We start from the raw sequence: 13,796 nt of genomic DNA on the forward strand, positions 1-13,796 counted from the left end.
GGGAGAGGATATGTCAAAGCCATTGGAGTTTGACATCTGTGTCATAGGTGCCGGGGCCGCAGGTCTATCAATCGCGGCAGGGGCATCCCAACTGGGCGCACGCACCGCACTGATAGAAGCGGGCGAGATGGGCGGCGATTGCCTGAACGTGGGTTGCGTTCCCTCAAAAGCGTTGCTGGCCGCCGCCAAGGCTGCCCATAGCGGCGCGGAGGCCGCCAAGTTCGGTATCACCTACACCAAGCCGGAGGTCGATTTTGCAGGCGTCATGGCCCATGTGAAGGACGTGATCGCGGGTATCGCTCCTGTCGATTCACAAGAACGTTTTGAGGGCTTGGGCGTCACGGTCATCCGCGAATGGGCGCGGTTCGTCGATAAGGACCGGGTCGTGGCCGGAGAGCAGGAGATCACCGCCAAGCGTTTCGTGATCGCCACCGGATCCAAACCCATGGTCCCGCCGATCGAGGGTCTTGCGGATGTGCCCTTTCTAACGAACGAAACGCTTTTCGATCTTCAGGAACAGCCGGAGCATCTCATCGTGATGGGTGGAGGCCCCATCGGATGTGAGTTGAGCCAGGCTTTCGCGCGCCTCGGCACGCAGGTTTCCATTGTCGAGATGGCATCGCTTCTGCCCAAGGATGACCCGGAGGCCGCCGATGTCGTGCGTCAATCGTTGCGAAAGGACGGGGTGTTTTTGCACGAAGGTGCAAAAGTTACGCGCGTCTCTTCACCGGTCGAGAGCGCATTCAAGAATGGCGGCGTAACTGTGGAGGTCGAGCGCCAGGACGGCGCGACCGAGCAGCTACAGGGCAGTCACTTATTGGTCGCGGCCGGCCGCACGCCTTCGATCCAGGGGCTTGATCTGGAGAAGGCCGGCGTCGAATTTCACCGTGCCGGCGTCAAGGTGGATGCCGGGTTGCGGACCAGCAACCGTAAGATCTATGCGGTGGGGGACGTGGCTGGCGGTCCACAATTCACCCATGTGGCGAGTTATCACGCCAGTCTTTTCATCCGCTCCTTCCTCTTTCGCTTGCCCGCCAGGACCGACTACAGCGCGCTGCCCTGGGTCACTTACAGCGACCCGGAACTCGCGCATGTCGGCTTGACTGAGAAAATGGCTGACGATCAGGGTTTGACCGTGCAGGTGCTGCGCTGGCCCTTTGCCGAGAATGACCGGGCGCAAAGCGAGCGGCAGACGGCCGGATTGCTGAAGGCCATCGTGACTCCGAAAGGGAGAATACTCGGCTGCACCATCGTTGGCGCCCACGCCGGTGAGGCGATCTATCCCTGGGTGCTGGCACTTCACAAAAAGCTTTCGGTGAAGGACATGGTGGGCATGATCGCCCCTTATCCAACATTCGGAGAGGTCACCAAAAGGGCGACCGGGTCCCATTACACACCCAAGCTTTTCAGTGAGCGTACGAAGTGGTTGGTGCGGCTACTGCTGAAGCTCGGCTAAAGCGCGGAAATTCGCAGAAATACTAGGGTTTGCTCTCACAGAAAGTTGACATTTTATCTGTGAACGTGAGTGGCTTATCACCCCGCCACTGCGCATTATCCCAGGTAGGATACGGTTTGGATCCAGTGAAAAAAATTCCGAACCTAGCAATTGCAGTAGCGAGGAATACCCATGTTCAAGAAGACAGTTGTAGCTCTCAGTGTAGCCACTCTGGCGACAGGCGCCGCCGTGTTGCCCGCCGCCGCCGCCAAGGTGCTCGATAATTCAGTCCAGCTCGCATCCGGTTGCAACCCCTGCAATCCCTGTGCGGCCAAGGCTTGCAATCCCTGCAATCCCTGTGCGGCCAAGGCCTGCAATCCCTGCAATCCCTGTGCGGCCAAGGCTTGCAATCCCTGCAATCCTTGTGCAGCCAAGGCTTGCAATCCCTGCAATCCCTGTGCGGCTAAGAAGAACTAACAGTTTGCAGGTAACAGAACGGCCGGAATTATCGGCCTAGAACGCTGACGCTCAGAAGGCTATCCCACTCTCTCCCTCTCCCTCTGGGGGTCTTCCAAGGCGTCAGCGTTCACCAATCGAGAGAAAGCGCCGCTCAAGCATTCCCCGGGCGGCGCTTTTTCTTTTTTCTCGTGCTATAAAGTCGGGATGAAGACCAAGCGCTACAAATTGCCGTCGCTGCTGCGAGGGCTGTCGGCACGCCTGCTGATTCTGACCATCTTCTTTGTGATGCTGTCGGAGGTCTTCATTTACGCGCCTTCCATTGGTCGATTCAGGTTGACCTACCTTCAAGAGAAGCTGAGTGCGGCGCATTTGGCGATCTTGACCCTGGAAGCCGCACCGGACTTCATGGTCGGTCCCGACCTGCAGCGCGAGCTTCTGTCGCATGTGGGCGCGCGCAGTATTGCGCTGTCCAAGCCCGGCGCCGGCAAGCTCATGTTGATGGATAGCCAACTGCCGCCGATAGACGATAGTTATGACCTGAGCAGCCAAGGTTTCTTTATGTTGATCCGGGATGCCTTCATGGTGCTGACCAGTGAAGGAGATCGCTTAATTCGGGTCATGGGGTCTTCGCCCAAGGATCGGGATGCGATCGTTGAGGTGGTGATGCACCAAACGCCGCTGCGTGAAGCCATGTTGGGATTCTCGCAACGTATCCTCGCACTTTCCTTGATCATCTCCTTGATCACAGCGGCTTTGGTTTATTTGAGCCTGCAGTTGCTGATGGTGATGCCCATGCGCCGTATCACGGAAAGCATGATTGCTTTTCGCCGGGATCCGGAGGACGGACACAGCCTGATTCGTGCCTCGGATCGCTCGGACGAAGTAGGTTTGGCGCAACGTGAGCTTGCACGCATGCAAGAGGTGTTGCGCGACACGCTGACGCAAAAAACCCGTTTGGCGGCGCTGGGGACGGCGGTCTCCAAGATCACTCACGACCTCAGAAACATTCTGGCGACTGCTCGTTTGGTATCAGACAGGCTGGCGGACATCGACGATCCTGCGGTGAAGCGTGTCGCGCCGACACTGCTCTCTGCGATCGATCGTGCAGTCAATCTGTGCCTGCAAACATTGGATTACACGACCGAAAAGCCGCCTCGACCTCAATTTGAAGACTTTCCATTGCGCGGCTTAATCGACGAAGTGGGGCAGGGATTACTGGCGGATGAAACGCAGCATCGCATCTGGAACAACGAGGTGCCGGAAGGGTTGGAGTTGGAAGCAGACCGCGAGCAGCTGTACAGAGTGCTGCACAACCTAGGAAACAACGCCTTCGAAGCGGGGGCAGGGGTGGTGACAGTACGTTGTGAGAGCAGCGACAGACGGCTTTCCATCGATGTCGTGGACGACGGACCTGGGCTTCCGCCGCGCGCGCTGGAAAATATCTTCAAACCGTTTGAGAGTTCGGCGCGGCGTGGGGGTGTTGGCCTTGGCCTGTGCATTGCAAACGACCTTGTCCGCGCACATGGTGGACGGCTGGCACTAGCATCCACGGGGGCCGAAGGGTCGCGTTTTAGGATCGAGATTCCGTTGCGTGAGGTCCAACGCAAGGAAAACGCCGCTTGAAGGCGCTTTCTAAGCTCGGGTAGCGCTTTGTCTGCGTCTGGGCTAGTGTCGAGAGTTGACGATATCAAAGGATACAAAAGCGTAAAATGCCGCCGTTCGATGTCAGGTTCGTACGCAATCTTGAACAGGCGCGCCCGCGTCCTGATCGGAGTTCCGCACCTTGTGTCGCCTGCGCTGTTCGTCACTTGACGGTCTGCGCGCCGCTCAACCCGGCAGAGCTGGCGGAGTTTTCCACCATTATGAAGCGCAGGCATTTTGAACCTGCGAATGCAGTGTTCGACGAAGGCGATCTCGCCAAGCATGTTTTCAACGTGACCTCGGGAGTTGTTAAGATCTACAAACTTCTGCCGGACGGTCGCCGTCAGGTCACAGGGTTTCTGATCGCGGGCGACTTTTTGGGTTTGGCGAACGAGGAGCGCTATGCCTATAGCGCCGAGGCCGTTACGGATGCGCGTCTTTGCTGCTTTCCTCGACAGAAGTTTGAAGCGATGCTCGATAATTTCCCGGCCGTCGAGCGGCAGATGTTGATGGTGGCGAGCCATGAACTGGCGGCTGCGCAGGAACAGATGCTGCTGCTGGGTCGGAAGACTGCAAAGGAAAAGATAGCGTCGTTCCTGTTGCGCCTTTCCAGTCGCTATCGTAAGCGCGGGTTGCAGGATAATCCGATCCATCTGCCGATGAGCCGCAATGATATCGGCGATTTTCTTGGGCTTACGACAGAAACGGTAAGCCGCACCTTCACGCAGTTGAAATCATCGCAGATGATTCGTTTGCTGCCGGGCGGACTGGTAGAGCTTTGCGATATCGACCAGCTTGAGGATATTGCCGAGGGAATGTAATCGCAGACAGTTAAGCAGCGGTTGCCCCCAACCCTGCCTTCACCTAGGCTCTGCACGCTTGGTCCAGGGATAAGGACGACACTTAACAAGCAGGCAGGAGCCAGAGGGATTGGAAACAATTCGGAGAGTGGCGGAACTGCGCGCGCGAGTCTCGGATTGGCGTGCCGCAGGTCTTACGGTTGGCTTAGTGCCGACAATGGGCGCTCTGCATGCGGGTCACCTGCAATTGGTCAGGCGAGCCTTTGAAGATTGCGACCGTGTCGTAGTGTCTATCTTCGTCAATCCGCTGCAGTTTGACCGACCAGGTGATCTTGCCAGCTACCCACGGGACGAAGCGACGGACCGGGAGAAACTGGTAACGGCTGGCGTACAAGTCCTCTACGGGCCGCTTGTCGAGGAGATGTATCCTGAGCATTTCTCGACCGGTGTGATGGTAGCCGCCTTAAGCGAGGGCCTCTGCGGGGCCCATAGGCCCGGACACTTCGGTGGCGTTGCTACCGTGGTCAGCAAGCTTCTACTGCAATGCTTGCCCGACAGGGCCTATTTTGGCGAGAAGGACTTTCAGCAGCTTCGGATCATAGAACGGGTTACGCGCGACCTTGATATTCCCGCTACCATTGTTCCGGTCGAAACAGTCCGGGAGCCCGACGGCCTCGCCATGTCTTCACGCAATCGGCTGTTAACGGACCAGCAACGCCGGGCTGCGCCGAAACTGTTTGCAGTTTTAACGGAGATGGCGGCGCAACTGGCCGATGGGACGACTGCCGCAGAACCGGTGCTCGAGGCAGGGCGCAAAAGTCTTTCGGCCGCTGGATTCGAGCGGATTGAGTACCTGGAACTCAGAGATTCCAACCTGCTACGGCCCTTGGAACGGGCAGACCGGCCGAGCCGACTGTTTGCCGCGGCTTGGTTGGGTGCGGTGCGCTTGATCGATAATCTCCCGATCATCGATCGTCAGCCGGAAGGTCGAGGTGACTAGCCTTTGCGGCTGACGATCGGCGGTACCGACATGGGTTCCGTGTCCCAGGGGAACAGAATCCAGGTATCCTGGCTGACTTCCGTAACGAAACTGTCCACGAGAGGACGCCCGGCCGGCTTGGCGTAAACAGTTGCAAAATGGGCTTTTGGCAGCATCGCCCGTACCGCGCGCGCGGTTTTGCCCGTATCCACCAGGTCATCAACGATCAGCCACCCCTCGCCATCGCCTTCGATGCCCTTCAACACAGTTAGATCGCCCTGCTTCTGGTCGTCGTAGCTGGCAATGCAAAGGGTGTCGATCAAGCGAACGTCAAGCTCGCGGGCCACGATGGCGGCAGGCACCAATCCGCCGCGCGTGACGGCCACGATCCCAACGGGATTGAGGGTTTCCAGCAGTCGCCAAGCGAGAGCCTTTGAATGGCGGTGAAGCTCTTCCCAGGAAACCGGGAAGGTTTTATTGGGCGCTGCTGATTCATTCACGATGCTGGCTCCTCTCGATTGTGACCGGATAGCTTCTTTTTCACGATTGGCGCGGGTAAAGGCAAGAGGAGATGTCGTCTTGGGTAAGCGCTAACAGGCGTGCGAACGCCGCTTGCAGGCAAGAAGGGAATGTCGCGTCCTGTGACAACCACAGCGAAGTGCCGGGCGGGTGCTAATGGCCCGCCCTTTATGTTTGGCGCAAGGATTCGATGAAGGGAAAGAGACCATGGCCAAGAGCGATATCGAAATCGCACGTGAAGCGACGATGCAACCGATCACCGAAATCGGCAGCAAATTGGGTATTCCCGCCGATCAGGTGCTGCAGTACGGCCCCTACAAGGGCAAGCTTTCCTTTGATTTCATCAACTCCCTGGACAGTAAGCCCGATGGCAAGCTGATCCTGGTAACGGCGATTACGCCAACCCCGGCTGGTGAAGGCAAGACCACCACCACCGTGGGCCTGGGCGATGGCCTGAATCGCATCGGCAAGAAGGCGGCGATCTGTTTACGCGAGCCAAGCCAGGGGCCTTGCTTCGGCATGAAGGGTGGCGCCGCTGGCGGCGGCTATGCCCAGGTTGTGCCGATGGAGGATATCAACCTCCACTTTACCGGCGACTTCCATGCCATAGGCATCGCCCACAACCTGCTGTCCGCGCTGATCGATAACCACATCTATTGGGGTAACGAGCTCGGTATCGACCTGCGCCGGGTGTCGTGGCGCCGGGTGGTGGACATGAACGACCGCTCGCTGCGTTCGATCGTCAGTTCCCTGGGCGGCGTTTCCAACGGCTTCCCGCGAGAAGACGGCTTCGATATCGTTGTGGCGTCCGAAGTCATGGCAATTTTCTGCCTCGCCAAGGACCTCAACGACCTGACCGAGCGCCTGTCGCGGATCGTGGTCGCGCAGCGCCGCGATAAATCGCCGGTGACAGCGGGCGATTTGATGGCGCCGGGCCCCATGGCTGTGTTGTTGAAGGATGCCATCTCGCCGAACCTTGTGCAGACCTTGGAAAACAACCCAGCTTTCATCCACGGCGGACCCTTCGCCAACATTGCCCATGGTTGCAACTCTGTTATTGCCACCCGGACGGCGCTCAAGCTGGCCGATTATGTGGTGACGGAAGCCGGATTCGGTGCCGATCTGGGCGCCGAGAAATTCTTTGATATCAAATGCCGTAAGGCAGGCTTGAAGCCGGCAGCCGCCGTTGTCGTGGCGACCATCCGTGCCCTCAAGATGCACGGCGGCGTTGCGAAGGAAAACCTGGGCCAGGAGAATGTCGAGGCCGTAAAGAAGGGTTGTTCGAACCTTGCGCGCCATCTGGCGAACGTGAAGTCATTCGGCGTGCCGGTGGTGGTTGCGATCAATCGTTTCTCCGCGGATACGGATGCCGAGGTTGCAGCTGTACAAGAGGTCGCCAAGACACAGGGCGCCAAGGCTATTCTCTGCAACCACTGGGCCGAGGGATCGAAGGGCACCGAGGAGCTGGCGCACGAGGTTGTGCGGGTTGTCGATAGCCAGACCGCCAATTTCTCGCCGATCTATCCTGATGACATGCCGCTTTGGGACAAGGTTAAGACCATCGCTACCAGGCTCTACGGCGCCAGCGACATCATTGCCGACAAGGCAGTTCGCAATCGCTTCAAGGAACTTGAAGATATGGGCTATGGAGACCTGCCGGTGTGCATGGCCAAGACTCAGTACTCCTTCTCGACCGATCCCAACCTGAAAGGCGCACCATCCGGGCATGTGGTTCCGGTGCGGGAGCTCCGTCTTTCGGCGGGGGCGGGATTCGTCGTTGCCATCTGTGGCGAGATCATGACCATGCCGGGCCTGCCGCGTGTACCCTCCGCCCATAACATCAAGCTGGATGCCAACGGCCAGATCGAGGGTCTGTTCTAGGCGTTCGCTGAAAAGTCTGTTGTTGCAAGGCAGCGGCTCTGCCGGGACTCTTTGGAGGATCAGGCAGGGCCGCTTTCTTTTTAGTCCCCCCAGCCTGGCAAAGGTAACGGCAGGCATAGGACGGGAAGGGGCGAAAAAGCGGTCTTTGACCCTTGCAGGGGCTAATCCCTTCTGCTATCACTCCGCGGCTTCTGACGGCAGCGGAACAGGTTTTGTTTTTGCAGTTCCGCCCCTCGTGGCTAAGCGCCCGTAGCTCAATTGGATAGAGCGTCTGACTACGGATCAGAAGGTTGGGAGTTCGAGTCTTCCCGGGCGCGCCATTTAATTCCGTACATTTCAGTTGTTAAGCGCAGGCCGTAAAGCGATTGCGCTGTCGTTGCAAGGCGGCGGCGCGCGGCCCCAAAAGCAACAGGGGCGGCTCCCCCGATGCCGCCCCTGTTCCCTCCCCCGATTCTTGATATGACGGTCAGCCGATACCCTCCAGGGTCATGTAGCGCTTCTCCAGCTCCTTGACCTGGGGTTGGCCGATCAGCTCCCAAATGTCATCGATACCGACGAGCAGGTCGCGGCGGTCAACGGTTTCGCCCGCTTGGGTCGCATCCTGAAATATTTGGAGCGCCTGCTTCATCGCCATGATCGCAGCCGCCGGGAGCATGCGTGGCAGGGTCACGCGCTTGACCCCCAACTCGGCCAGGCGCTTGACGGAGATTAGCGGCGTGGTGGGCCGTGCCCGGATGCCAAAGCCCATATTGACCGAAACAGGCACATCAACGGAATCAACGAGCTGCTTGATTTGATCCTCGGTCGCGATCGCGTCGGCGAAAATCAGATCCGCGCCCGCTTTGGCATAGAGTTTGGCGCGGCGAATGGCGCCCTCCAGCCCTTCGACGGCAATAGCATCGGTGCGGGCGAGGATGACGAAATCATCGTCGCGCCGGGCGTCGCAAGCAGCCTCTACCTTCCGGGCCATCTCGCGGGCATCAATCACTTCCTTGCCCTGCATGTGGCCGCAACGCTTGGGATTCACCTGGTCTTCGATGTTGATCCCTGCGACACCCGCTTCCTCAAAATAGCGGGCCGTGTGGAACACCGTCACGGGGCTGCCGTACCCCGTATCGGCATCCGCCATGACGGGAATGTCGACGCTGCGCGCAATCATGCGACAGGCCTCGACATTGTCGGAAAGCCCCATGATACCGACATCGGGAACACCCAGCCGCGAATTAGCCATGCCCGCGCCCGTTGTGCAGGCGGTCTTGAAGCCCATCTGCTCGACAAGGCGGACGCTGTAACCGTCATAGACTCCCGGTGAAACGAGAATGCCATCGGCGGCAAGCAGATCACGCAGGCGTTTGGTTTTAGTCATGAAAGCTTTCCATCTCTTTTTCTTGGTGAGCCCTTACGTTTCGGTGACGAGGCGCAAGGGGGCCTCGATATCATTGAGAGACGCCAACAAAGTCTCTGTCGCCCGCCCGATGTGCGCGCGCATCAGCGATTCGGCAAGATCGGGGTCGCGCGAGCGCATTGCTCTCACGATCTGCCAGTGCTCCTCGAAGGCTTTACCTCGCCGTCCCGGTTCTGACCCCGAGCGAAAACGGTAAATCCGCATTAGGTGGTAGAGATCTCCGCACAGCAGGCTGACGATACGCTTGTTGCCGCTGCCCTTGGCGATGCGCACATGGATATCGAGGATCTCAGGTGTCGCACCCTGACCGTTCCGCGACTGCTCCAAATCGTCGAGGAGCTGCTGCAGGTCCGTGTCCCGCATGGCTTGGCTAGCTAATCTGCAAGCCATCCCTTCGACACCCTGGCGGAGTTGAAATATCTCCACCAAATCGCGCCCGGAAAGCTGCACGACCCGTGCGCGCATGTAGGGCTCGCGGGTAACGAGCCGCAGGCCCTGGAGGCGCTGTACCGCCTCGCGCACGGGACCGCGGCTGATCGAAAAGCGCTGCGCCAGATTGGCCTCATTGACGATTCCGCCCAACGGGAGCTCCCCCGTCAGGATGAGGTCGAATATCTGTTCGAATGCCTGTTCCGCCAGTGTGCTTTGAGGAGTATCGACGTTCATGGCTCAACTCTAACTGTCAACAGTTTTTAATGATTACCGACCCATGCTACGATGGTCAATGGTTTTACTGTGGGTACTTTTTGCCGCTCCTACTAAATTGTACCATAATGCATTATGACCCTATTAGTGTTGACACTTCCTAAAATCCTTGGCTACCTTGCGCTTGACGAAGCATGAGGCAAGTATGTCGAGCAGTCGCTCAGCAGGAAACATTACAGTGCCCTGGACGTCCTTTCTAAAGGAAAGGGGTGGGGTGGTCGCCGTGGCGAAACAGGACCTCGACGGGGATTTTGGGGCGTGCCGTTTCGTTGACTTGCGGCGGCTTCAGGAAGCCGCGATCAGTACGCTTCCCTATTCCCTTCGCATTCTGCTTGAGAACGTAGCGCGCGCAGCAGAGGAAGATAGCGACGCCGCCGCGGCGCTGGAGGCGCTTTTGCGCTGGAATGGCGTGCCGGAGGATTGCACGGTTCCCTTACGGGTCGCGCGCATTGTCCTGCCTGATTCTAGCGGGCTTCCGGCGCTGATGGATCTTGCGGCGCTTCGCGATGCACTGGCGGAAGAAGGTTTGCCTATTGACGGAGTCGAGCCCGTCATTCCCGTCGATCTGATAATTGACCACTCCTTGATCGTCGATCGCGCCGGCACGGCGGAAGCTGCAGCCTATAACGAGCGGCGCGAATACGAGCGCAACGCCGAGCGCTACCGGTTCTTCAAATGGGCGCAAGGAGCCTTCAAAAGCCTGCGGGTGGTGCCGCCAGGGATGGGCATCATTCACCAAATACATCTTGAGCGGCTTTCAAACGTCGTCGGTCGCGCATCCGGCCCCGATGGTGAGGTGGTGTTCCCGGAATTCGTCCTTGGTTGCGACTCCCATACCCCCATGGTCAATGCCCTGGGTCTGCTGGCATGGGGGGTCGGCGGCATAGAGGCGGAAGCGGCCCTTCTGGGGCGCCCGTACATGGTAAAGCTGCCTCGTGTCGTGGGTGTACGGCTCACCGGAAAGATGCGTGAAGGCGTGACCACGACGGATCTCGTGTTGTTGGTCACTGAGAAACTGCGGTCGGTCGGTGTAGTCGGTGACTTCGTTGAGTATTTCGGCGAGGCGGCAGCAGCGCTGACCGTGCCGCAGCGCGCAACATTGGCGAACATGGCGCCCGAATATGGAGCGACCTGCGGCTTTTTCCCGATCGACGGCCAGACCATTGCCTACCTAGAGCAGAGCGGCAGAAGCCATGAGCAGATTGCCTTGGTTCAGGAGTACGCGAAGGCAAGCGGACTTTACCGTGAGGAAGACGCACCGATCCCCCAATATAGCGCGATCATCGAGATTGATGTGTCTGAGGCCGAGCCTTGCTTGGCCGGTCCGCGCCGCCCGCAGGACCGTCGGTCGCTCTCCGCCGCTGCCGCGGATTTTAACGCGAGCTTGGCCAAGTCGAAGGAAGACGGCGGCTTCGCTGCGGCTTCCAAGAGCACTGCCACGCCGCACGGAACTTTGGCGATCGCCGCGATTACGTCTTGCACGAACACTTCCAACCCCTCGGTCATGCTGGCCGCCGGGCTTCTGGCCCGCAAAGCCAGGCGCATGGGATTGAGCGTGCCGGGTCATGTGAAGACCTCGCTGGCGCCGGGCTCGCGCGTTGTCACGCGCTATCTCGCCCAAAGCGGGTTGATTGACGATCTCGAAGCGTTGGGGTTTCACGTCGTCGGTTACGGTTGCACTACCTGTAGCGGAAAGTCTGGCGAGATCGCACCGGCTTTGGCCGCTGCGGCAGAGGAGGAAGGCGCGGTTCTCGCTGCAATCCTTTCCGGCAATCGAAACTTCGAGGCCCGCATCCACCCTCAAGTGCGTGCAAGTTATCTCGCATCGCCGCCGTTGGTGGTTGCCTACGCTTTGGCCGGGCGCATCAATCTTGATCCTCAGGTCGAACCCCTGGGCCAAACCGACAACGGGCAACCGGTGTTCCTGCGCGATATCTGGCCTTCGGACGCGGAAGTCGAGGCGCTTGTCGCTCACGTCGGTCGACCCGAACTCTATCGCGAGAACTATGCGACGCTCTATGAGGGAACCGCGTTGTGGCGTGACCTTGAAGCGCCTGAAGGGCCACTGTTTGCGTGGCCAGAAACGTCCAGCTACTTGCTTCGGCCGCCATTCTTCGACGCTGCGAAGGAAACGTTGGAAAGGGCGTTGCCTGACAGTTTGCTCAACGTACGCGCCCTCTGTCTTTTCGGCGACTCACTCACGACTGATCATGTGACACCTTCTGGCGCAATCTCTCCAAGCAGCCTCGCCGGGCAGTATCTGGCCGACCAGGGCGTGAAGGAACGTGATTTCAATGCCTATACGCAAAGGCGGGGCAATCACGAAGTCCTGATGCGCGCGACCTTCGCCAATCCCCGCATCAAGAATCTGATGCAAGGTGTCCGCGAGGGTGGTTTTACCCGGAAGTATCCCGACGGCGAGGAAATGCCGATCTTTGAAGCGGCCCGGCAGTACCGCTGGGAGAGAACCCCGATGATCGTATTGGCCGGTCGCGACTACGGCATGGGGTCCAGCCGTGACTGGGCGGCTAAAGGCCCGGCTCTGCTGGGCGTGAAGGCCGTAATAGCAGAATCGTTCGAGCGCATTCACCGCTCCAATCTGGTCGGCATGGGCATTCTGCCCTTGGCCTTCGAGCCCGGGATCGGCTGGCGCTTGCTGGGCCTGGATGGCAGCGAGATTTTTACGCTGTCAGGGATCGCCACGAGTGTCCAAAGCGGCAGCCCGGTCGAGGTCGTGGCGGAGAAGGCGGACGGCAAGGTTGTCACCTTCACCGTACGACCGGTGTTGGCGGGAGACAGCGAGCGGCGCTTGTTGGAAGACGGGGGAATATTTGCCTCGGTGCTCAAGGACTTTCTGAAGAGCGCCGCTGGGGGGCCAGATCATCATCCGAATGGAGGCACGGCAACGTGAGTTCGCTGGAAATCAACAATCTGCATCTTTGGTATGGCGCGTTTCATGCGCTGCGCGGTGTCGACCTTTCAATCGGCGAAGGCGATTTTCTAGCTCTTGTCGGACCGTCGGGTTGTGGGAAAACCTCCTTGCTCAGGTCCATCGCCGGATTTGTCCACCCGCGTAAAGGCAGCATAAGGATTGGCGGGCAGGACGTGCTGCGCTTGAAGCCGCGCGAGCGCAACCTAGGCATGGTGTTTCAACACTTTGCACTCTTTCCGCACATGACGGCGGCGGAGAACGTCGCCTTCGGCATGAAATGCCGCGCCGTGCCCGGTTCGGAGATCAACGATCGCGTCAAACGGGCGCTGGATATGGTTGGCCTAGGGCAGTTTGCCGACCGGAAACCGCGCCAGCTTTCCGGCGGGCAGCAGCAGCGGGTGGCGCTGGCCAGAGCCCTGGTGATCGAGCCCAACATTCTATTGCTCGATGAGCCTCTGGGTGCGCTCGACAAGAAGCTCCGCATCCAGATGCAGACTGAGTTGCAACTCTTGCAAAAGCGACTGGGCGTGACGGCGGTCTTCGTGACTCACGACCAGGAAGAGGCGATGGCCATGGCTGATCGCATTGCGATCATGCGCGACGGCGAGCTGGAGCAGCTCGGCACACCAAAGGAGATTTTTACAGCGCCCCGGACTCCCTGGGCTGCCGAGTTCATCGGCAGTGGCAATGTGCTTAAAGGAAGAGTCCTAGCCGGCGAGAACGGAAAGACCGCAATCGACCTTGGGGCGGGTTGCGACTTTTCGCTTGGTCAGCCGCCGGGCACGGGAGCCGACGAGGACGTCACTGTCTTTGTACAGGCCGAGGACATCACGCTGGAGCCTACCGTCGGCACCGAGGGTCTGGAGGTGATCTCGCACCGTTATCTCGGCCTCTATGTTGAGGTCATGGCCAACTATAGGGATGGAGTGATCAAGGCTTTGCTGTCACCGGGCGAAGCCGAGGGTGTGGCGGTCGGAGCCAGGGTGATAGCCCGAGCCGATGCCGCGCGTTGCAAAGTGATGGAAGCACGGTGATTCGGA

At 59.1% G+C, this 13,796-nt stretch carries 11 protein-coding genes and 1 tRNA gene; 8 read left to right on the forward strand and 4 right to left on the reverse strand.

Annotated elements, in window-relative coordinates; translation table 11 throughout:
- Positions 1 to 10: 10 nt before the first annotated feature.
- Positions 11 to 1,456: an FAD-dependent oxidoreductase gene (locus ABIE63_RS10375; RefSeq protein ID WP_354504408.1), complete on the forward strand. Its 1,446-nt coding sequence runs from the start codon at positions 11 to 13 to the stop codon at positions 1,454 to 1,456.
- Positions 1,457 to 1,599: 143 nt separating this feature from the next.
- Here the strand turns inward: ABIE63_RS10375 and ABIE63_RS10380 are convergent, their stop codons facing one another.
- Complete coding sequence (locus tag ABIE63_RS10380) at positions 1,600 to 1,869, reverse strand: hypothetical protein (RefSeq protein WP_354504409.1); 270 nt, start codon at positions 1,867 to 1,869, stop codon at positions 1,600 to 1,602.
- A 229-nt stretch (positions 1,870 to 2,098) separates the two neighbouring features.
- On the opposite strand from ABIE63_RS10380, the gene ABIE63_RS10385 reads away from it, so the two are divergent.
- From ABIE63_RS10385 to panC, 3 genes are all read left to right on the forward strand, one after another.
- Entirely contained in the window at positions 2,099 to 3,517 is a 1,419-nt protein-coding gene (locus ABIE63_RS10385; protein WP_354504410.1) for a HAMP domain-containing sensor histidine kinase, read from the forward strand.
- An 86-nt stretch (positions 3,518 to 3,603) separates the two neighbouring features.
- On the forward strand, positions 3,604 to 4,356 hold the full coding sequence (locus ABIE63_RS10390) for a cyclic nucleotide-binding domain-containing protein (RefSeq protein ID WP_354504411.1): 753 nt from the start codon (positions 3,604 to 3,606) through the stop codon (positions 4,354 to 4,356).
- A gap of 109 nt (positions 4,357 to 4,465) precedes the next feature.
- Positions 4,466 to 5,335 (forward strand): pantoate--beta-alanine ligase, encoded by an 870-nt coding sequence (gene panC / locus ABIE63_RS10395; RefSeq protein ID WP_354504412.1) that lies wholly within the window; start codon positions 4,466 to 4,468, stop codon positions 5,333 to 5,335.
- Here the strand turns inward: panC and gpt are convergent.
- On the reverse strand, positions 5,332 to 5,817 hold the full coding sequence (gpt, locus tag ABIE63_RS10400) for a xanthine phosphoribosyltransferase (protein ID WP_322091269.1): 486 nt from the start codon (positions 5,815 to 5,817) through the stop codon (positions 5,332 to 5,334). The two genes, panC and gpt, sit on opposite strands and share 4 nt — an antisense overlap.
- Positions 5,818 to 6,040: 223 nt before the next feature.
- Here gpt and ABIE63_RS10405 point away from each other — a divergent pair, with 223 nt between their 5' ends.
- Positions 6,041 to 7,714, forward strand: coding sequence for a formate--tetrahydrofolate ligase (locus tag ABIE63_RS10405; RefSeq protein ID WP_183417474.1), 1,674 nt, complete (start codon positions 6,041 to 6,043; stop codon positions 7,712 to 7,714).
- A 243-nt stretch (positions 7,715 to 7,957) separates the two neighbouring features.
- Positions 7,958 to 8,034, forward strand: a tRNA-Arg gene (locus ABIE63_RS10410).
- Positions 8,035 to 8,180: 146 nt separating this feature from the next.
- Here the strand turns inward: ABIE63_RS10410 and ABIE63_RS10415 are convergent.
- Both ABIE63_RS10415 and ABIE63_RS10420 read right to left on the reverse strand, forming a co-directional pair.
- Positions 8,181 to 9,080, reverse strand: coding sequence for an isocitrate lyase/PEP mutase family protein (locus tag ABIE63_RS10415; RefSeq protein ID WP_354504413.1), 900 nt, complete (start codon positions 9,078 to 9,080; stop codon positions 8,181 to 8,183).
- Positions 9,081 to 9,113: 33 nt separating this feature from the next.
- Positions 9,114 to 9,785, reverse strand: coding sequence for a GntR family transcriptional regulator (locus tag ABIE63_RS10420; protein WP_354504414.1), 672 nt, complete (start codon positions 9,783 to 9,785; stop codon positions 9,114 to 9,116).
- 184 nt (positions 9,786 to 9,969) lie between these two features.
- Between ABIE63_RS10420 and acnA the strand changes: the two genes are divergently transcribed.
- Positions 9,970 to 12,735: an aconitate hydratase AcnA gene (acnA, locus tag ABIE63_RS10425; protein ID WP_354504415.1), complete on the forward strand. Its 2,766-nt coding sequence runs from the start codon at positions 9,970 to 9,972 to the stop codon at positions 12,733 to 12,735.
- A complete protein-coding gene (locus ABIE63_RS10430) occupies positions 12,732 to 13,790 on the forward strand; it encodes an ABC transporter ATP-binding protein (RefSeq protein WP_354504417.1) in 1,059 nt (352 codons plus the stop codon). The genes acnA and ABIE63_RS10430 overlap by 4 nt, the downstream gene beginning before the upstream one ends.
- Positions 13,791 to 13,796 lie beyond the last annotated feature (6 nt).

The organism is Limibacillus sp. MBR-115 (assembly GCF_040549425.1).
Taxonomy (GTDB): Bacteria; Pseudomonadota; Alphaproteobacteria; order Kiloniellales; family CECT-8803; genus Limibacillus; species Limibacillus halophilus.

Coding starts and splice junctions, on each gene's coding strand:
- ABIE63_RS10375 (WP_354504408.1), top strand. CDS start 11: ATGTCAAAGCCATTGGAGTTTGACATCTGTGTCATAGGTGCCGGGGCC.
- ABIE63_RS10385 (WP_354504410.1), top strand. CDS start 2,099: ATGAAGACCAAGCGCTACAAATTGCCGTCGCTGCTGCGAGGGCTGTCG.
- ABIE63_RS10390 (WP_354504411.1), top strand. CDS start 3,604: ATGCCGCCGTTCGATGTCAGGTTCGTACGCAATCTTGAACAGGCGCGC.
- ABIE63_RS10405 (WP_183417474.1), top strand. CDS start 6,041: ATGGCCAAGAGCGATATCGAAATCGCACGTGAAGCGACGATGCAACCG.
- ABIE63_RS10415 (WP_354504413.1), bottom strand. CDS start 9,080: ATGACTAAAACCAAACGCCTGCGTGATCTGCTTGCCGCCGATGGCATT.
- ABIE63_RS10420 (WP_354504414.1), bottom strand. CDS start 9,785: ATGAACGTCGATACTCCTCAAAGCACACTGGCGGAACAGGCATTCGAA.
- acnA (WP_354504415.1), top strand. CDS start 9,970: ATGTCGAGCAGTCGCTCAGCAGGAAACATTACAGTGCCCTGGACGTCC.